This is a genomic window from Pseudoalteromonas sp. SR43-7 (genome assembly GCF_014163785.1).
Lineage (GTDB): Bacteria > Pseudomonadota > Gammaproteobacteria > Enterobacterales > Alteromonadaceae > Pseudoalteromonas > Pseudoalteromonas distincta.
Genome location: NZ_JACJDY010000004.1, coordinates 212,935 through 233,431, shown reverse-complemented (window position 1 = coordinate 233,431; position 20,497 = coordinate 212,935). Strand labels below are relative to the sequence as shown.

The 20,497-nt window shown below is 37.5% G+C and carries 17 protein-coding genes and 1 pseudogene; 10 read left to right on the top strand and 8 right to left on the bottom strand.

Annotated features, from left to right (window positions below; genetic code table 11):
* The first annotated feature begins 542 nt into the window (after positions 1 to 542).
* On the top strand, positions 543 to 2,189 hold the full coding sequence (locus H5087_RS05080) for a response regulator (RefSeq protein WP_029753297.1): 1,647 nt from the start codon (positions 543 to 545) through the stop codon (positions 2,187 to 2,189).
* A gap of 4 nt (positions 2,190 to 2,193) precedes the next feature.
* Here H5087_RS05080 and msrB read toward each other — a convergent pair whose 3' ends face one another.
* From msrB to H5087_RS05060, 4 genes and pseudogenes are all read right to left on the bottom strand, one after another.
* The gene (gene msrB, locus H5087_RS05075; RefSeq protein WP_002958586.1) at positions 2,194 to 2,634 is read right to left on the bottom strand and encodes a peptide-methionine (R)-S-oxide reductase MsrB; all 441 of its coding nucleotides are present in this window, start codon (positions 2,632 to 2,634) and stop codon (positions 2,194 to 2,196) included.
* 147 nt (positions 2,635 to 2,781) lie between these two features.
* Positions 2,782 to 3,222 (bottom strand): hypothetical protein, encoded by a 441-nt coding sequence (locus H5087_RS05070; protein ID WP_182671375.1) that lies wholly within the window; start codon positions 3,220 to 3,222, stop codon positions 2,782 to 2,784.
* Positions 3,223 to 3,224: 2 nt separating this feature from the next.
* Positions 3,225 to 3,743: a DUF2919 domain-containing protein gene (locus tag H5087_RS05065; RefSeq protein WP_138489372.1), complete on the bottom strand. Its 519-nt coding sequence runs from the start codon at positions 3,741 to 3,743 to the stop codon at positions 3,225 to 3,227.
* Between the two features lie 9 nt (positions 3,744 to 3,752).
* Positions 3,753 to 4,628 (bottom strand): annotated as a pseudogene (locus H5087_RS05060) (helix-hairpin-helix domain-containing protein); the annotation flags it as partial.
* 117 nt (positions 4,629 to 4,745) lie between these two features.
* Here H5087_RS05060 and H5087_RS05055 point away from each other — a divergent pair.
* The 4 genes from H5087_RS05055 to H5087_RS05040 are packed head-to-tail and all read left to right on the top strand — an operon-like array spanning position 4,746 to position 10,783.
* Positions 4,746 to 6,908: a hypothetical protein gene (locus H5087_RS05055; RefSeq protein WP_182671374.1), complete on the top strand. Its 2,163-nt coding sequence runs from the start codon at positions 4,746 to 4,748 to the stop codon at positions 6,906 to 6,908.
* Between the two features lies 1 nt (position 6,909).
* Positions 6,910 to 8,892 carry a hypothetical protein gene (locus tag H5087_RS05050; RefSeq protein WP_165744960.1) on the top strand — a complete coding sequence of 661 codons (1,983 nt, stop codon included), beginning with the start codon at positions 6,910 to 6,912 and terminating at the stop codon, positions 8,890 to 8,892.
* Positions 8,893 to 8,894: 2 nt separating this feature from the next.
* Complete coding sequence (locus tag H5087_RS05045) at positions 8,895 to 9,422, top strand: hypothetical protein (RefSeq protein WP_165744959.1); 528 nt, start codon at positions 8,895 to 8,897, stop codon at positions 9,420 to 9,422.
* Positions 9,422 to 10,783, top strand: a complete 1,362-nt coding sequence (locus H5087_RS05040) for a site-specific integrase (protein ID WP_182671373.1) — start codon at positions 9,422 to 9,424, stop codon at positions 10,781 to 10,783. The genes H5087_RS05045 and H5087_RS05040 overlap by 1 nt, the downstream gene beginning before the upstream one ends.
* A gap of 552 nt (positions 10,784 to 11,335) precedes the next feature.
* Here H5087_RS05040 and H5087_RS05035 read toward each other — a convergent pair.
* The 3 genes from H5087_RS05035 to H5087_RS05025 form a co-directional block, all read right to left on the bottom strand.
* On the bottom strand, positions 11,336 to 11,785 hold the full coding sequence (locus H5087_RS05035; protein WP_182671372.1) for an MbcA/ParS/Xre antitoxin family protein: 450 nt from the start codon (positions 11,783 to 11,785) through the stop codon (positions 11,336 to 11,338).
* Between the two features lie 88 nt (positions 11,786 to 11,873).
* Entirely contained in the window at positions 11,874 to 13,307 is a 1,434-nt protein-coding gene (locus tag H5087_RS05030) for a DEAD/DEAH box helicase (RefSeq protein ID WP_182671371.1), read from the bottom strand.
* Positions 13,304 to 13,828 (bottom strand): hypothetical protein, encoded by a 525-nt coding sequence (locus tag H5087_RS05025; protein ID WP_182671370.1) that lies wholly within the window; start codon positions 13,826 to 13,828, stop codon positions 13,304 to 13,306. The genes H5087_RS05030 and H5087_RS05025 overlap by 4 nt, the downstream gene beginning before the upstream one ends.
* Before the next feature lie 100 nt (positions 13,829 to 13,928).
* Between H5087_RS05025 and H5087_RS05020 the strand changes: the two genes are divergently transcribed.
* Both H5087_RS05020 and H5087_RS05015 read left to right on the top strand, forming a co-directional pair.
* Entirely contained in the window at positions 13,929 to 14,165 is a 237-nt protein-coding gene (locus tag H5087_RS05020) for a helix-turn-helix domain-containing protein (RefSeq protein WP_024591386.1), read from the top strand.
* Between the two features lie 218 nt (positions 14,166 to 14,383).
* Complete coding sequence (locus tag H5087_RS05015) at positions 14,384 to 15,241, top strand: transposase (RefSeq protein WP_259397740.1); 858 nt, start codon at positions 14,384 to 14,386, stop codon at positions 15,239 to 15,241.
* A gap of 32 nt (positions 15,242 to 15,273) precedes the next feature.
* Here the strand turns inward: H5087_RS05015 and H5087_RS05010 are convergent, their stop codons facing one another.
* Positions 15,274 to 17,481 (bottom strand): hypothetical protein, encoded by a 2,208-nt coding sequence (locus H5087_RS05010; RefSeq protein ID WP_165744872.1) that lies wholly within the window; start codon positions 17,479 to 17,481, stop codon positions 15,274 to 15,276.
* Between the two features lie 500 nt (positions 17,482 to 17,981).
* Here H5087_RS05010 and H5087_RS05005 point away from each other — a divergent pair, with 500 nt between their 5' ends.
* The 3 genes from H5087_RS05005 (at position 17,982) to H5087_RS04995 (ending at position 20,403) form a co-directional block, all read left to right on the top strand.
* A complete protein-coding gene (locus tag H5087_RS05005) occupies positions 17,982 to 18,398 on the top strand; it encodes a LexA family transcriptional regulator (RefSeq protein ID WP_182671369.1) in 417 nt (138 codons plus the stop codon).
* Positions 18,383 to 19,642: a Y-family DNA polymerase gene (locus H5087_RS05000; RefSeq protein ID WP_182671368.1), complete on the top strand. Its 1,260-nt coding sequence runs from the start codon at positions 18,383 to 18,385 to the stop codon at positions 19,640 to 19,642. The genes H5087_RS05005 and H5087_RS05000 overlap by 16 nt, the downstream gene beginning before the upstream one ends.
* A gap of 80 nt (positions 19,643 to 19,722) precedes the next feature.
* Positions 19,723 to 20,403 (top strand): HNH endonuclease, encoded by a 681-nt coding sequence (locus H5087_RS04995; RefSeq protein ID WP_182752809.1) that lies wholly within the window; start codon positions 19,723 to 19,725, stop codon positions 20,401 to 20,403.
* Positions 20,404 to 20,497 lie beyond the last annotated feature (94 nt).

The following is a 20,497-nucleotide window of genomic DNA, read 5'->3' as shown; positions in this document are numbered from 1 at the left end:
GCGAGGGTCACTGGTTCAAGTCCAGTATCACCCACCACATATAAATACCATCAGATAACTTCTCTAGTAATAACTCTTTCTTTTCATATTAAATACATTTAAGAACTTTATAAAAACTCAATATATAAATCGTGTGTAATTAACTTAGCCGTAAGAAAAAGAGCATCACCACCCTTTACAAATAATGGCCAGGGTCACTGGTATCAAGCCAAGTAATCACCCACCACATATAAATACCATCAGACAACTTCTCTAGTAATAACTTTTCCCATATTAAATACGTTTAACTCCAATTTTTACCTTAAATACATTTCATATTTTTATTAAAATCTAAATTTCCATATCAAAGCACTCATCAAATATAGCGTTTCCATTTTACTTATTTGGTTTTTAATTATGTTATTCGGCTCAGTACTTTCGTAGTTAGATAAACGTATTAGGCAAAGTTAAGTACCTAATAAATACAGCTATCATTTAAATTCCCTTGTAAGGAGTTAAACTGTTGATTATAGTCTGTGTTAAATACAATTACGCTTAAGCCAATGCCAACTAAGATCTATTCAAAAGCCAAAATACTTATAGTAGAGGAGCAGCCACTTGCTCAAAGCTATATGAAACAATCGTTAGAAAGGCTTGGCTTTCGGCAGTTGCGCTTTGCTGATCATGCAAACTCTGCAAAAGAGCAGTGTTTAAGTGAAGAGTTTGATCTAATAGTTTGCTCATTCAACTTAAACAAACACCAAGATGGCTACCAGCTTTATGAAGAGCTACGTGTAAAGCAGCTCATAAAAAGTTCGACTGGCTTTATTTTTATCTCAGCAGAAACAAGTGGCTCACTCGTTCATAGTGTTCTTGAGCTGCAGCCAGATGACTTTTTAGTTAAGCCTTTTACAGTACAAGAGCTTAAAACACGCATTGAACGAATCTTAAAGCGTAAACACGACTTACAAACAGTGTATTCATTAATTGATGATGGTAACGATTCAAAAGCTATTAAATTTATTGATACCGCTCTGGATAAAAAAAATAATAATTACAGTCCTATCCTACTTCGCTTAAAAGGCGATGCCCTACTTCGCTTAAAGCGTGCTCAAGATGCAAAAGACTTTTTTAAGTCTGTTCTCGATATTCAAAAATTTGCTTGGGCAAAAGTAGGTTTAGTAGAGGCACTTATAGCGAATAACGAACATATTTTGGCGCAGCGAATGCTCAAGACAATGTTAGAGCGCCAAGAAACTCGTTTAGTAGCCCTTGATTTGTTGGGCAGATTAGAAATAAAGCTAAATCAGTTTGAGCTAGCACAAAGCTTTTTAAGTCAAGCAGCAGACATTGCACCGCGAAACATCACACGCCAAAAATCGTTAAGTAATGTGTCGCTAATTAATCACGACTACGAAAAAAGCTATTTAACTCAAAAAGATATAGCCTCCTTTGCAAAGCACTCAATACACGACCACCCCGATGTATATTTGAATGCAGCACGTGCCGGTATCGACTTTGCGTTAACGACTGATCAAACTGATCAAATTCAACGAATTTCTAGACAAACAAATCAGTACATTAATGATTTAAAAAAACAGTTTCCTAATAATGCAAATCAAGCTCAGATTGATGTACTAAATGCACGACTTCATTACTTAAAAGACGAGCATCAAAAAGCGAAAAAGCTAATTGAGCAGCTTGATGACGACGATACTCATATCCGATCGGTTGATGGAGCACTTGATAAAGCAAAAGCATTTCATGAACTGGGGTTTCATCAGAAGGCGCAAACCTTATTCACACAAATAATTAGCCACTGTGAAAGACACCCTGCAGTTAGCGACACAACTTACTTGCGTTATATTCAGCAGCAACAAAGTGAGCGACGCGATATTAAAATGGGTCCAAAAGAGCTTAATAACCATGCCGTTAATCAATTTAATAAAGGGCAGTTAAATACTGCGCTGGAAGCTTTTACGCAAGCGTTTAGAGTCATGCCTCGTAATCAAAGTATCGCACTTAATTTATTACAGTGCCTATTTGATTCAACTAAGCAATCTGGCAGCTCATTTAATATGGATCTTGCTAGGAGATGCTACGCCCTTCTTGATAAAACTAAATTACAAGCAGATCAGACGCAGCGTTTAGATAAGATTTTACATATAGCAAAAGAAATGAATTTAGATATTCAAAGCGCTAGTAAATAAAATATTAGAGCTTTTTCATTGCTGCAGCATTAACGCAATAACGTAAACCTGTTGGTAATGGTCCATCTGGAAAAATATGGCCTAAGTGCGAATCGCACACATTACAAACCACCTCTATGCGCTCCATACCGTGACTTGTATCATTTACATAACCAATCGCTTCAATTGTCGCAGGTTGCGTAAATGACGGCCAACCAGTGCCACTATCAAACTTTTCATCGGCATCAAACAATAGGTTATCACAGCAAATACACACATACTTGCCAGGTTCAAGTAATGTACAACTACCCGAGCTATCTGGGCGCTCTGTTCCTTTCTTACGTGTTACGTAATATTCATCTTCTGATAGTTGCATCCGCCACTGCTCGTCAGTTTTGACTACTTTTTTACTTGGGGTAGGATTGCCGTTAGTGGCAAAGTTAATAACATCATTCCACTTCAACATAATAGCCTCATTGAATAGTTGATTAACCGTACTTAATAAATTTATAAGAAGTACGGTCAATTATTACGTTATTTAATACACTAAAGATCAGCTAAAGAGTGTTGACCGTTTAAAACTAAAACTCGTTCAATTTTAAAGGTAATCTCCTCAGCTAAAGGTAATATTTTGTTTTTCTGAGTCGGTAAGTATTCGTTTAATAAAACTATCTAGCTCTGCTTTTTTTACAGGTAAACTAACACTCATTTGGCGCTCGTTATTACTGTAAATTATTAGCTCATCATCCTTTGTCGTTATGCGTTCAATACTCTCAATAACTAACCAATCTGGACCATGCTTTTTATCAAAAAATCCCATCAAACTAAAAAGTAGTAAATGTTGGGCATCTCGCTGAATAAAATCCTCTAGCCTATTTCTTGATTTAAATAAGGGCGTTAGCCTATAAACGCTTGAGCAAAAAACAAATACCCACAACCCAAATAGCGCTTTAAACCACATAGACTCTAAAAGCCCAGTGCTAATCATTAAAATAATAAGCACTAACCCTATTAACGATATAGCTATCGCTATTTTTTTATTTACAGCGTCCACAACTAATCCCTTTTAAGTCGCTTTTTTTCTTCTGATGCTTTTTCTGTCGGCTCAGGCCAATCATTAAAAAAAACGGTTAAATAACGGCTTTTCACCAAATACCACAATACCCATAAAACAATCATCATTTGTACTGCTAAAAATGATGAAAATCGATAATGGCTATGCGCGGCTTGAATACTTAACCATGTTAAATCAACAACAGCACATACAATAAGGGGCCAGCGCATATGCCGCCATATTTTTGCTAACTTATCGCTCGCACTGTGTGAATCTCGTGGTCTGCGTAAACAAAATAAAATAGTTGGTATTATTGCGATACTTCCAATTGCTATTGCAATAAAAAAATCATTTTTATTTTTAAAAAATAACGACATTAAATCAAGTTCAGGCCTGCGACTTAAAGCCGCAATCACCCAAATAAAATAGCCACGTAATAGCACAAGCAAACTTAAATTAAATGCAATAGGAGTTCGGTAACTTCCGTACTTATCCCAGTATTCTGGACCGTATCGGCTCATTGTTGCGTCCTAACCATTATGCTTTTGAAGCAGCTCAATTAATTCATCTTCCGTGAGTATGTCGATATCTAAATCTTGGGCTTTAGTCAGTTTTGAACCCGCTTTTTCACCCGCGACTAACGCATCAGTTTTCGCTGATACGCTACCAGATACTTTAGCACCTAGTTGCTGTAAGCGTGCTTTTGCGTCATTACGATTAAGCGTATTTAGCGTACCAGTAAGTACATAAGTAAGCCCAGCAAGCGGTTGTTCTTCTTCAGAAGGTGCACTCAACGCTGGCCAGTTTACGCCTTGCTCTATAAGCGCATTAACAACTTCTAAATTATGCTCTTCATCAAAAAAGCCTCGAACATGTGTTGCAACTATTTCGCCTACATCACTTACCTGCGTTAAACTATCAATGCTGGCATTTATTATATTTTCAAGGGTAAGGAAGTGATTAGCTAAATTTTGTGCTGTTGCCTCACCTGCTTCGCGAATACCTAATGAATATAAAAACTTAGCAAGCGTAGTGCCTTTCGCCTCTTCAAGGGCTGTTACTAAATTTTTGGCTGACTTAGGTCCCATGCGTTCAAGTGATTCAAAATGTCCTTGTTTTAAAATAAACAAATCAGCGGGCGTTTTTATAAGCTCTCTGTCTACCAACTGATCAACAATTTTATCGCCAAGGCCGTCTATATCCAGCGCTTTGCGTGACGCAAAGTGTTTAATTGCTTGTTTGCGTTGTGCAGGACATACAAGCCCCCCCGTACAACGAGCGACAGCTTCGCCTTCAACCTTTTCAACATGAGAGTCACAAATAGGACAAGTTACTGGAAATTCGATATCTCTGGCATCATCAGGGCGGCGCTCAAGTACAACTTGCGTTATTTGTGGGATTATTTCAAAGTGTCACTTTATATCATACATTTCAACTAGAATTAACCTACTCTATATATTTGACTTATACAATAATTGATACCATAGTTTTTCTAATTGAAATTTTCAAGTAGGGATTTTGGGATGTCAATCGAAGTAAAACTCAACTCGTTATCCGCCTCTCTATGCCCAGAGTCACACAGAGTGCTCGTTAAGTATGCCAGAAGTCGGGCGCGCCAAGGAAGGAACAACGTAATCAACTTAGTAGATACATACATTGGACTACTAGAATCCCCCATAAGAAATGGTGACGCTGCTGAACTAACAAAGGTTCTCGTATATATCCGCACACACCTGTGCCAAAACTACACAAACCATGTGGTTCTGACAAAACTCTCCGAAATTTACAACCTAATGTCACTATTAGTAAATAAAGGAATAATCACGGGCGACTTGCGCTTCCCTGAGAAGCCCAATTTTAACGCTAAATATAAAGTTTATAAGACTCAGGTAATTCCTACTAAGTATCTAAGCAAGATCAAGCCTAAAAAGTGCAGTGCTGACGAAGAATTCTACGATACGCTATCAAGAACCTGTTCTGCTAAAATAGTCGTGAGGTTAAAAGAGCATGTCTACAATTTCAAGATAGTAAAACACCACAGAGGTCCACTAAATGACTTTTTAAACTTTGTATATTTTGAGCACCAAAGATGGTACGAACATCCAAAGGTAATCGAAGGATCGCTACTTAAATTCAGGAACAACCTACTACGCAAGTTCTCCAGAAACTCTGCCTACGGAAAGTTTCAAAACGTAAAAAATGCCATTGAGGTCCTTAGGGACCATAATCTTATACCTAAGAATACAGACTTTCCAGACAACCTACGGAGGTGCACAAAAACCATGAAGGTTACAGTCAACAACCCTCTCCTATGTACCACTGACGTTTATGATGAACGAAAAAAAAACCTATTCAGAAACACACCTGATTTCATAAAAGAGCTAGCCGATGAACTTGACAGTAATCTAAAGCTCTTACTTAAAGAAGCAAGGAAAATAGTCTACGAAGCTTACCGAAAGTTTAAAGATCGTGACCTGATAATATCGAACAGTGAAAAGTCTGAATTCCTCAAGCATCCCGAGCTTCGAACATTGAAAACAGTCACTTCAAAAAATCATCGGGCATGGGAAAAAGAGTGCAATCCATTTTCAAGCGGAATTGCTTCAACCCCAAAAAGAGTAAGTAACCTTGTGGCTTACTTCGATCACTTTTATGACTGCTTCATAAATGGTACGGGGAAACACAACCTAGAAGGAATTAGATGTATAAATGAAGTTCAACAATACCTTGGATTAACAACTTCAGTAGCTTCCGCGATGCAAGTCATCATTGTTGAAGAGCTTGGTATCAACCCTTACTCGCTGTATAGGGTGAAAGTATATTCAGGTGGTCACGGGCATGAATTTATCCAAGTAACTGATGAAGGTTCTGTAAGACTCAGGGCCTTAAAGCCCCGAGCTAGACATGCTAAAACAAGAAAGGCTGAGGGGTCTTTACTCGATCTAAAAGATATCCCAGAACAGGATATTGATGCTGCGACCTGCCTAAAAATAGCACTTAGTATGACCTGTAGGGCGAGAGAAGTTACAAAACAAAGTGAGCTCTGGTTATGCTCTTCCAAAGATGGCGTCAAATACCGCACGCCTGGAACCTTTCAAAATACATTAAAAACAATCAGAGCTAAGGCTGCAAAAAACAGCGACATATTAAATAATATCACACTAAAAAAAGTTCGCTCATCAAAAGGAGTTTGGATTTATTTAGACTCCAATGGTAACTCCTTAAAGGCCGCTAATTACTTTGGAAACACTGTAAAAACCACTCTTACAAGGTATATCCCTGATTACCTAGCTGAATTAGTGTATAGAGTAAAAATCAGAAACTTTCAGCACATCCTCTTGTTCATGGCTATAGCCTATGATGAATCACCAGAATACTCAATTGGGTTAACTATCGGAGAGTTTAGCGACCAAGTTACAAAAGCTTTCGACAATCCAGATATGGGGGGTTCTCTTTATGAGAGCCTTAAATCACAAGAGACAGAATATGAAACCTCTGAGGTTAAGTATTTTTGCGTATCATTTAAAAATATAGTGCTGGCATTGAAATATGCAAAGGATGGTAAAGAGCAAAGTCTTAAAGATGACTGTAGAGCTGCAATTTCTAAAATTTCTGAAGGTCCTCTCATCATGAAGCAACTTCTTAGACAAGCTGAGAAAAAACTTAACAGCATCGAAGAAGAGTGAAATGGAAAATACTGGATTACCCCCTTACAAAGAACTACATGACCCTAATAAATCAGCAACTATGAATAAGGTGGACAGCTACCCCAAACCCAGCTGGATGATGAATGAAAGTGTATTCGATACTACCTGGGTGATAGCAAAAACAGGGTATGCATTAGAAGATAACCAGAACCTTACTCGAAATCTTACTTTTGCCAGAGAGGTTTCTCACAACGAACTACTGACAGATAAAATCAACAAACCTTTACTTGAGGACGTAAGGAACAGCCTGCTCTACTTGAATACCAAAGGCAAGATAACAAGAGCTGAAAGAACCGGAGATATATTGAAAACTGCGTGTCACTTGATATTTCACGCAAATGAACTGCAAAAGCTAAAAAACCAGAAGCCTATAAGAACCTTGGCGGAAATCAGCTTTGAACACGTTAAAGATTATTTACTATCTTTCAAAGTAGAAAGGCTTGATTTTGATAAGTTATTGGAAATTATTCTAAATCACTGGAATTCAAAAGGCGATATAGATTGGGACTTACTAAAACGGTCAACAACACTTACAACCAGGCAGTTCGGAAGCCTAAAAAACAGGTTAATAAAATATTTAGAATGTAATCACGAAAAATTCCGCACTGAAATTGGTTATACAAAACATTACCCCAATGCTTACATTATTGAATTCGACGCAGATCGTGATTTAGTACCAAAAGCTAAAACCATATCAAACGAAATATCTAAACTTCACTGCCTTTACACAGCCAGACCTACTCAAAAGTACAAATTCAGGCACGCTGTACAGAAGCTCTTCTCAAGCGGGCACACCATTTTCAATGAAATGGTTGAACCCAAGAAAACCCCACTTATGCCAGTTGAAACGGCTCTTCATACACTGTCATCGGCACTCCACTTTATTCGCACTTATGGGCTAGCGTTGAGGGAATACCTTTCTTCGTTAAATAAGGAAGAGAGAGCCATAATAAACTCTAACGGAGCAAGAGAACATATTGATAATTTTATTAAATATCAACTTATGGCTTTTGAAAACACCTCGATACCTGCCGCCCTCAACGACCTAAATCTTACTTCATGGCGTCGTGAGAGTGAGAATTATAAAAACGATTTTAGCGACGGCATATCCGTAGCAACAGCTGTAAGGATATACATCGCCTCTATCTGGATACTTATCGCTAGTTTTTCTGCTGCCAGAACAACTTCACTTCTCACATTGAGACGCAATTGTTTTGTGCAATCACCAATAGATGGCTTATTTGATCTAATTTTGCGGATACCAAAAAGCTCAGAAAGATGGGAGCTTGAAGAGGTACACAGGCCAATCCCTGACCTAGTATATGATTACGGTTTAGAGTTTGCTGCATTTGTATGCGAAATTGAAGATAGACGTAGTTTAGTTTGTGACGATAAAGAATCGTACCTTTTTACTCGTACTCTCAATGCTCGTTCAAGCACCGCATCCACCTATACAAGAGAAACTAATGAACATCAAAAAGCACTTAGCAGAGACGCTCTAGACGATTGCTTAGATACATTTTTTGACTGGGTCGAGTCTCCAGTGATTGATGGAAAGAGATGGTACGCGAGAACACATCAATTTAGACGCTTCTTCGCAGTTCTATATTTCAATCTTACTGATGGAGAGGGGCTGGATGAACTCTCTTGGTTTCTGGGGCACGCCAGCTTAGACCAGACATTTCATTATGCTGAAATAGCTCCAACTGATGAATGGATTGAGGAAGCAGAGTTAGCTCTTGCTAGAATCGGAGCCTCTTTAAACAAACACATCAATGCTGATGAAGATATTCTCGCCATTGTTGATAAAGCTAGAAAAACATCGAATGTATCGACTGTAATAGAACCTCTTGTGCAAAAGCTAATTTCTGAACATAAAGAAAAAACCAACCAGGAAGTTCGCTTTTGTAGAATTGAAGGTGAGGAAGTTTTCTTTTATTTCTCTGGAAAAAAAGGATACTAATAATGTCTCAGTACAAGCCTGGAGAAACCTCAACTGAGGTAATAAACAAAAAGAACGACATTACCAAGTCAATTTTAAAGAAAGCCAATTTAATAGATGCAATTAAGTGTATTGATGATGTATACACATCCCTGAATATTAAAGGATATTCTATTGCGGAGTCAGCTGTTCACAAATGGAGCGATGATGAACTAGGCATCGTCTCATACTCATGGAATACAGCACACACCAAACACAACGCTCAGGCACTTAAAAAACTTCAAGCGGCGATCAAAAATGTAAATAAAAGACTCGCTGGAGGCCAAAAGGAATGTAAAAAGAGGCGGCAATATGAATCTACTGACGACACCACTGTTCAATTACGCAAAGAGAATGAAGAACTGAAAAATTCCTTAGCAGAAGTATATCGCGCTTACATGCATCTGATTGAAAGCTACCGAGAGGATAAGGTAATTGACGACGCCATTAGAAAACTAATCCTAGACCAAGCGCACATACTTGGAAAACAGCGTATTTGGGACGTTAAGTAATGTCGAAAGTTTTTATTGCCGACCAGCCTAACCTTGGTAGCATCTTAACTAGCAGCAGAATAGCTGAAAGGTCTAAATGCCAGGTCCCCCTGATTATAAAGGAAGGTGGCAGCTTTGATTGGAATGCGAACGCATTTCTTACCCATGTTGGAGGCGGCCCTAGAGTTTATAACGTAAAACCCCTTGCAACTACAGTTGTTAAAAAGGCATACAACTTAAATTTGTTCTGCTCTTTTCTAGAGCTAGAAAACACCAATATTTATGATGCGAATGATAGCACTCTCTATCACTTTGTTGAACACCTCAAAGACAGAGGTATATTTGACGACACAATAATAAAACACGTCAGGTTAGCTATTGAATACATAGTATATATATCTAACCGACAACCAGAGGTAATGTTAGCCAGCTGCGATAAAGATGACACTAAGAGTTACAAGGTAAACTATACGAAGAAGACTATAAAAAAAGGCCACATCGAAATACAATACTATACTCACCACTGCCTTGATGGCTTAATTCACATAAGTACTGATGTTGATTTCATTCGTGACCACGAGTTAGAGATGTGGCTTGATTCGATTAATTGCAACACGTTCCACCCCATTGTTGACGATTTTCTCCTAAGCAGATGGCAAGCATTCACCACTTTACTTGATATATCTGGCTCGAGAATTACCGAAATACATCAAATCACCAGATCAATGATTAAGGAAGCGGCCAAAGGCCTGCTTAGCAGCAAGCAGCACATCATTAGAAACATTCCTGTTGTGAAAGGTAAGTACAAAGGCAAAAAGCGCGAAGTTGAAACAACTCGGGACGATATCCAGATTCTACTTTGGCACATCGAAATGGTGGAAAATATATTTCCTGATATTAGCCACGATGCGATATTCGTTGACTCAAGGAACGGGAAGGCGCTCAAGGCCACATACTTAAAAAACTATGCTAAGAAAGTTATTAACGGAAGCAAATACTGCCGCCATCTCAGCCATGTTACCAACCACTCCTTCCGCCATAGGTTTATCACTCTAACAATAGCTAAGTCCATTAAAAAATTAGCTAAATCCGGAAGTTTTCATAACATTTTAACGGTTGCTGCAAATGCGTGCCGAAAAATCACTATGCACGCATCTACTGACACATTATCAACATACATTCACCTCGCCCATGAAACTAATCAACCTACTTCAAATCGAAATATAGAGGAAAACCAAGTATCAACTCAGGTTAAGATTAGAGTGAAACACATGCTCAAGGTTGCTGGCGCTCTAAACTCAAAAGAAATTAGTGAAAAGGAGGCTTTAGATTCTCTATTAATAACACTATCTGAGCTTCGTAAGTTTTCTACGCTTACTTAATGAGACTTAATCAATTCCAATTGGACATGTTAAGGATGTTTGGTCGTCGTATGCCAATATCCGGGTTACTTTACAAACTAGGAAACTCTACACTTTCAAAGTCACCAACTATGCTTCGGTAAATAGTGGGATCATTAAAATTAGCGACACTTTTACCTGTTAATATAGTTTCATAGCCATTTATAGTTATATTCCCAAATAGTTTTTAGTGCCATTAGATCCCCATTCGGAAGTTACGCCGATGCCTGTCGAATGTATGCCTTTGACCTGAAAGTAAGATTATATGTTGCTCTAGAAACAACCTCATCTTCTGCATTTCCAATACCATGGAGAAATAGAGACTAGCTAGCTTCATCACCAGCGATATCGGAGTTTTTCAAGGTTCAAAGACTATATCTGGAAAAAATGTGACTATCAGAGAAAATTTATCCATTAATAAGCTCATTAATTTCTAAAGTGATAACTTCTTGCAAAATCAAGCAATGAAGAGAGCTTCCCCTCAGGTATTGAAGTCTATTGATAGTGTGCTTCACGTCATAAGACACCTTCATTTTAGGCGTTATAGCCATACTTGAGTCTGTTTACGGTATTTTTAATTAATTCACGGCCAGCTATAGAATTCATAAACGTTAAAGGTTTTTTAGAGTCGAATTGGAGTGAAGGGGCGTTTAACCAAATATTAAAACGCTCTATATTTTCAAAGTAATCAAGACAAAAAGAGCAAATTTTTGCAATTTCAAATGCACTTTCACTCAAAGTGGTATTTAAAGACTTTAATTCTTTTTTATAGCGTACATATGAGCTGTTGCTAGTTCTAATAGCTGAAGAAAATACTCGTATATCCCAGCCTAACTCTATCCTTAGACGCTCAGCATTTTTGATATATACACCTTGATGTATAAAGTTAATTTGCTCTAGGTGACTTGAACTTTCACTGATCTTTCTATTGGTTAAAATCTCTATAAAGTCTATTTTTTTATGAATTTCAGAGAAGCTATACATAGCAACACCTTAAATTAAGTTATATTTCCTCGTGTAACTGAAATTGATGTTACCTGTAGAGGTCTACTTGAGGTAAATTCTAGCGTATTTACCGCAATTCACTTAACCCTAAAGCGATCGCTTCTTGTTGAAAACGGCCTGATATATTAATAATTCGCTCATAGGCACCGGTTAAAAAATGTTCCTCTGTCGCTTCAGGTCTATTGCTCATAACTGGCTGATCAAAAAAGTCAGCAAAGTTATCAAAATCAAACTGAGCTTTGGAGGTTTTTTTATTTTTCTTATTAAAGGTCATTTCACTTAAACCTTCATCTTCAGTAGGTTCTTCAGCAGTAGCTTTCATCTTTTCAAACTTAACTACATCAGCTTCAAATGGAACATCTTGATTAACTCTATACGCGTACTCTAAAAGCTTAGGTTCGGCAGGCATGTACATAATAGCTTCTTGGTTTTTAGAGTTTGTTACCCTCAGTATACGGCCCAATATTTGGCGATAATGCATTTCTGTTTTTATGTTTGTAAGGTGGCAGCAAACCTGCAAACGAGGGATATTTGTACCTTCGCTAATCATACCAACAGAAATAATCCACTTAGTTTGTGCATACCTAAACTGCTGAATAATACTTGTAGGTTCATTTTCTCGGTAGGTTACAACAGTGCTATCCTCGTCAAAGTGAGTTCGCATTAACATAGAGATTTGATGGGCATGCTCAACAGACGATGCAACAATCAACCCCGCTGCATCGGGGTTTATCAATCTAAATGAGATAAGCTTTTTTTGAGCGGAAGAAATTATGTATTTTATTACCGCTTCATTTTCAATAATTTCTTGATAAGAAACGCCAGAGTAGTTTAATAACGCTTTAAAGCAGTTAAATGTTTTGGTTTCAACGTCATCTACAACTGTAATATGGTTATTATCAACAGCTACTATTTTTGGAACCCGACACACATTATCTACAATAGCCTCTGAAAGCCCGTAAACGTAGTCACACGCTATTTTGTTGTTAGGCAGCTGGTAAGATGAAAGAACAATAGGTGCAGCATCAGAGCGCCAAGGAGTGCCTGTTAAGGCTAATGTGTACTGTGCTTTATTTTGAATGTTAAGTATTATCTGTTCACCCCATGCATTGGCATTGTCCATATTAGAGCCAGCACAATGATGAATTTCATCAAATATTACAAAAACACGATATCGTTCAAATAGCTGCCAAAAGTGCACATCTAAATACTGTAAGCTTTGATAGGTTAAAGCTCTACCTTTAGCGCCAATAAGCCCATCAAATCGTTCATTCGTTTTTAGCTGTAAGCTTTCCTTAAAGTCTTGAGAAACAATAGACGACGGTGAAAAACAAATGATTAAATCGACCATATTGTTTTTTAATAATTGATCGGCTAATTCTGAGGCCATTAAGGTTTTACCCGCCCCAGGAGTTGCCAAGGCTAAAAAGTGGCTATTGCCGCTCTGGTATTGTGTAAGCGCTAAATTAATACACTCGGTTTGCCATAGTCTTAGTTTCATATTTTCTCTATTTCTTCATTTTGCTTCAATAAGCCTTCAATCGCTCTAATCTTGCCAAGTATTCTTGTATTGTTGTCTCTCGCTTTGTTGTATTGTGGCTGAAGTTCATCTACCAGTTCGGGTGACTCCAAATAAAGCTCTTTATATGCCTCAGACTCCCCCATATTCAATAACAGCTCGGCTTTGTAATGGTTTAACTTACTAAGTAACAGCGCGTGTTTATCATCTGCCTTTTCTGTTGTTGCAATAGGTATGGCACTAGCTAAGTGAGTAATTGCCTCAACGTTAAAGCTCTTTGTTTTATTGAATCGTGTAAATCCTTTTTTATTTGATACCACCTTTTTCAACCAGCCTTTTTTAACAAGCTTGAGCAATTCAGCATATATATTTCGCCTAACGGCTGTAGGTACTAAAGAAGAATCACTTTTTAATGCTAAGTACGCCGAGCGGACATCACTTGTTGTAAAGTTATTAAAATTTGGTGCAACAATAATTTGAGCTACGAGAGGGTCAAATTTCAAAGTAAATCCTAATAAACTTCTTATAATAATGGGTATTATAGGGCGTGGTAGTTAAGCGCTCAACATGAAAATCTAATCATTTTGCCTTGAGGAAAATCAGGTGAGTGATTTAGTTAAACATTTTGGTGAAAAACTACGTGAAAAACGCAAAGAAGCAGGCTATTCGCAAGAAGGTTTTGCCGCCTATGTAGGTATAGAGCGTGGTAACTATGGAAAAATGGAAAGAGGTAATGTGAATATTAAGTTAGAAACATTATACAAGCTAGCTAATGCGTTAAATTGTGAATTTGAAGACATAATGCCACCAAGATTGATGTATAAACTTAACTTAGATTAATTAAAAGTACATCCAAGTTCTGCGAAATCAAATCAGGGCTTCTTAAGGATCTTTGCTCATATTCTACTGCCGATAGGTCACCATTCGGTGTATGAAACCGTTCTAAGTTGAAATAGTACATATTTGCCGTTACATCATTTCTCGTATCCTAGCGGCATTGTTTGCGCTACTTATAAAACTGTGGCCAAATTTTATTGACCACTACAAAGTCAGCAGCTATGCGAACGCTGTCTCAGCTTGTTGAATATCGCCGAAGTTTAGTGCAAGACAGTGTCGATTTATCCAATAAAATAACAGCGACATTAAAGAATTATTACCCACAGGTACTTGAATGGTTTAAAGAAAAGGACACGTATATATTCTGCGACTTCATTCAGAAGTGGCCGTCACTCACTGCGGTTAAAAAAGCAAGAAAACAGACTTTACTCGACTTTTTTGAGAGTCATAACTCACACTATTCCACGGTCAATAATGCACGATTAGACAGTATTAAGAATTCAATGCCATTAACTCTGGATGAAGGCGTCATTGTGCCTAATCAAATTCTCGTTGAAGTGCTTATTACGCAATTTAAAGTGTTATTAAAAGGTATTGAAAAGCTCGATAAAGCAATAAAATCGGCTTATAAAGCCCAGCAGGATAAAAAGATATTTGATAGCTTACCCGGTGCAGGTCCACAACTCGCCCCACGTTTACTTGTTGCTTTTGGAAGTAATCGTGCGCGTTACAATGATGCTGCAGAGCTTCAAAAGTACGCGGGTATAGCGCCTATTATTGAGCGCAGTGGTCAAAAGATGTGGACTCATTGGCGTTATAGTTGCCCCACTTTTTTAAGGCAAACATTTGTAGAATGGGCAGGCTTTTCTATTCGTTATTCATTTTGGGCTAAAGCGTATTATGAGCAACAAAAAGCCAAGGGTAAGCCGCACAACAGCATTATTAGATCACTGGCATTTAAATGGATAAGGATTGTATTTAGGTGTTGGAAAACGAATACACCCTACGATGAATCAACGTATTTAGCAGCATTAAAACGCAGAGGCTCACCACTTTTAAAATTTGCAATTAATAGCTAAATTTTACTAGTCGTCCACCTCAGGGCGTGTTGTTATAGGGCTGGCTCACTTTCTTGGGGAACAGACACAGCAGACTCTAACTCTAATATTTCTGAATACAACGTGGTCAAGTGTTCAATAGTTAAATCTAATATCGGTTCATACATAAAAGAATTAAGGTGAATATTAGAGCTGACAGTAATACTAACTTTCTCAAGGGTTTTGATAGCATTACTATCTGGCAATTCTTTTACATATGACTTTATTAATGCGCCAAATTGATTCTTTGATTGACACCAATAAGCGTCGTTTTCTTTTATTTTACGCATTTCTTCAATAAGAAAAATTTCAGAAGTCATTCTAATAGCAATTGATAAAAGAACTTTATCCTCTAAATTAAGGCCATCGTGATTGGCCCTATTCTTGATCTCGTTAGCTTTAGAAAATAGTAATTCTTTAAATGAATTTGTATTGTTAGTTGGGTAGGTTGTGCCAAATAATCGATTATAAATTTCATAATACTCCCCAATTGTGATTTGGGAGGTATCTTCTTTCCAGTGAAGCAAGCTAGTCAGCTTTAAGTAGTCAGGATCATCTTCACCTTTTATGTATTCAAGAAGATTTCTTGTAAAAGGTACAGTTGCGCATAAGATAAAATCACTACTTGTTATGTGCTCTTTCCACTTACCAATAAAATAATTTTTTATACCTTCAGCTTTTGATAGTTTTATGCCATCAGCCGTTCTACTAGCCATTAAGCATCTTTCATAATGTACGAAGCTATTTGATAAAGTCCTGAAGAAATCAAAATTATGGGTCAAAATTAATTGTGAAAAATACTCTACTTTTGATATATCCTCAAGATATTGAACAATTGCATGCTTATTCTTATAGTCAAAAGAATCCGCAACGTCGTCAATAATAAAAAGTGTTGGCGCTGACTTCCTTTTTCTATCTTCGACTTCAAAGATAAAATTAAGAAGATAGAGTGCACGCTTCTCTCCTTGGCTTAAAGACTTTATTTCACTTCTGGTACAATCTATTCGATCATCACCATCTTTAAACGTGAATTTTAATTTTGCTTTATCTTTTCCTAAAGCAGCTTCAACTTGGTTGAATAGTGACAAAGTGAATGGCATATCCACAAAGCGGTTATTAAAAAGCTCTATAGCTTTAGACCAATTCGGTGCTTCTGTTGCTGCGTCTAATTCGATTTGTCGTAGCTCAGTCTGATTGGCAGAGAATGCTTCTAGAAATACGTCAGTATCTGGACTGTTTTGAATATAAAAAGCCCACAAGCTCCTCTTGAATTCTACTTGATTCTCAGGCTTAACATTATGTAAAAGCAAATCAACTTCTGTTGCGGAAATACTTTCCAATAATGAAATCAACGCTTGAGTTTGCGCATTTTTAGATAAGTTACCTCTTAACTTTTTAAGCTCAGCATCACTGTCGATTGATTCATGCACAATTTTCATCTTTTCTTGAAGCTCTTCGTAATCAATTGAAGAAGCATCACCTTTTAGGTGAACTTTATGCCCACCTGCAAAGTACCCTTGGTTGTTTAAGGTGTTAAAAGAAGTATCAGCTTTTACAGGGTTAAAAACTCCGCGACTATAAATAGAACCTGTCTGATTAAAAAGCTCTTGATATCGTTGATTAAACTCATTAGATTTTGATAAAAATTCAGGACTCTCTAATATCGCAATAGCTTTAGGGTCAAAGATATCATTATAAATAAAACTTCCTAAATCATCTCCAATGACAATTTCTTTTGCTAACTCTATCGCTCTTACAAAATCATCTGCGTGAAAGTCATTTATCAGTTTATTTTCGACATCATCTTTTTTTATTTTTGATTTTTTTTGGAGTGATGTACCAAGCTTTGATTTCAGCTTATTAATATTTGAAATTAATGAGTCATATCTAGCCTTACTTTCCTGATTAATAAGAATATTCGTTACAGCTTCATTATCAGAGTTTATTTCTATTTCAGATTTAAGAACGTATATTTGTTCCTTTTGGATATCGACATTATCAACTTCAACAATACAAGTTGTTTGGCGATTAAAACGCTCTTCTTTTGGTTTTTCACCTTTTGATAAAGCATCAAAAGTTCTAGAAAACGATGTTTTCATCAATCCATTTGGGGCATAGATTGAGTAAGCTTTAGCTTTTCCTCGGGCATTCGACAAATCAAAAGCTTCATCTAATGAAGAAATACCGTAACAGTTTTCAAGACGTACTTTAAGGTTATCCATAACTCATCCTTTTAATTATTCACTGAGGGTAGGTTAATCATCTAGCCCTATAACAGCTTATTGAACACCATTTTAGCGGTTCATAACACACTAAAACGGCGTTTAATAATGTTGTCGCACAAAATTAGCCTTCTACTCAAATAAGCAGGAATAAATTTAACTTTTTAATGTCCGCTTATCGCTCTTTTGAGGCATTCGCCTCAACACGTTTTGGGGCAAAAACGAGTTTACCCCTCTTCCGCTTTCTTATAGTTTGCTCAAAAAACCGCCTTTATATTAATAACTAAATAGGCTTTTAGGCCAGTCTTTAATTAAGATTATTCCACAGAATAGTTTTCACGAAACGGTGACACCTCATTAAAGATGATATCTCGATAACTCATTGTTTTGCTGAAGTAAGAACGATATTAGCTTAGTTAAGCTCTCATTTAACATTTAAATTTCTTGGTAAGCGTTGCAAGCTGAATTATACTGTACAAATAAACAGTGTAGAGGTGCGTATGTTTGTTATTCCAATTTTTATAGAGGCCGGTATTACAGGATTTGAGTCTCCTGCAGCAGAATATACAGAGCTTGGAATTTCACTCGATGAACTCATAATAAAGCACCCTAATGCGACATTTATCGGTTTAGCATCGGGTGAATCAATGCAAGATGTAGGGATTTTCGATGGTGACTTACTCGTTGTAGATAGAGCTGAAAATGTGAGTACTGGCGATGTGATTGTTGCGAGTTATAACGGGACTTTTGTGTGTAAAATAATAGATAAAAAAAACCGTTTACTCATTTCTGCTTCTAAAAACTATCAGTCTGTTTATATCTCTGAAAATGATGACTTTAAATTAGAAGGTGTTGTTACTTCGAGCATTCGTCTTCATAAGAATAAAGCCGAGCTGAGTCGATGTTTGCCCTCGTAGATGCTGTTGCTTTTTATGCGAGTGCAGAAAAGGTCTTTGACCCCTCTATTCGCTTTAAACCAGTTGTGGTTCTAACAAATAACGATGGGTGTATTTGCGCCATATGCCCTATTGCCAGAAAGCTGAACATTCCAAAATTTCAGCCTTACTTCAAAGTTAAAAACTACCTAGAACAACATAATGTGGTTGTTCGCTCATCAAACTATGAGCTGTATGCTGATTTGAGCGATCGAATGATGACGGTTATAAACCGCTTTTGTGATGACCACTATGTTTATAGTATCGATGAGTCTTTCCTTCGTTTTACTGGCTTCACTAAAATCATTGATGATTGGGCCGACTATGGACAAACAATACGCCGTGCTGTTTGGCGTGAAACCGGTCTACCCGTTGGTGTTGGGTTTGGTACGACACCTACGCTAGCTAAAGCCGCCAACCATGCAGCTAAAAAGCTGTCCGGCTATAACGGTGTTGCAGTTATTAACGATGAGCATTCTCGCCAAGCAATACTGACGCGAATGGATGTCACTGATGTATGGGGCATAGGCTCCCGTTTAGGAAAGAAACTTAAATTCATGGGGATTAACACAGCTTGGGAGCTCGCTTGCCAAAATCCTAAGGCCATGAGAAGAATGTTCAGTGTTGTCGTTGAGCGAACAGTCAGCGAATTAAACGGTATCGCGTGTTTAAGTTGGGATGAAGTAAAGCAGAATAAAAAAGAGATATACTCTACAAGAAGCTTTGGTGAAAGAGTCTGTGATATAACAACACTAAAATCAGCTCTCGTTACGCATGCTGCCATTGTTGGCCGCAAACTGAGGGATCAGCACTCTTTAGCAAAACGTATCGTTATATTTGCTGCCAGCTCACCTCACGAAGAATTTTATTATAAAAAATCACTTCTATATGAGTTTCCCATACCGACATCGGATACCAGTGTTATGGCTAAAGCCGTCTCTGACGTCATAAATGATATTTTTAAAGTAAATACGCGCTTTTATCGCTGCGGTATTGGTGCAATAGAATTAGAGAGTGAGATATTCCAACAAGCTGACATGTTCTCTGTCAGTGAAGATAAACCAAGGATGATGGAGTGCTTAGATGCTATAAATAAACGATATGGCGTGGGCACTTTATCAATCGGCAGTGAAAAGCTTACACAAACGTGGAATATGAAGCGTGCTTTCTTATCACCTCACTACACAACACGTTGGTCAGACATCCCCATTATAAAATGCAATTAAATCGGTTATTGTATATTTATCAACCATAGCTTTAGACAGTGACGTTATTGGTTAAATAACGTCAGGTATAAGGAATTTTAATGAAAGCGCTAATATTAATACTAACTTTGATGGCCTCCAGTAGTGCCTCAGCTCACAGTGGTCGAACGAATTCAGAGGGTTGCCATAACGATAAAAAGCGAAACGAGTATCACTGCCATAGCAGTAAAAGCAAGCCAACATCCAGTTCGCCAAATATAATTAAACCAGTGCCAAAAGGCTTCGCAATTGGCTCGCTTACTTATAATAGAAAAGATTGGCCACATTGGGTTGATGCCGATAATGACTGCCAGGATGCAAGAGCTGAAATACTCATTAGAGATTCAAAGTCACCAGTTAAATTTAAACGAAATAAGCCCTGCAACGTTTCTTGGGGTGAATGGATAGACCCATACACTGCTCAAACATTTTATAAAGCCTCAGATATCGACATAGACCATATTGTACCTTTAGCCCATGCCCATGAAATGGGGGGTAAATACTGGACTCGAGATCAAAGAAGAGCATTTGCCAACGACTTTGAAAATCTCTTAGCTGTAGAAGACAACGCAAACCAATCTAAAGGCGCTCAGCCACCACATAAGTGGATGCCCCGAAATAAGCACTTTCATTGCGATTACCTAAATAAATGGAAATACATAAAAGGTAAATATGGGCTCAAAGAAAGTTTTAACGAAAAAACGTTTATCAACAATCTAATTAGTTCAAATGGTTGCAACTAAAAACATATGCGCCTAACGTAGACATCTCTAATTTGTAGTAGCTCATATCCGATCTTACAGTTTAAAAGAACGGGTTTAGACTTCGCCTGACAGG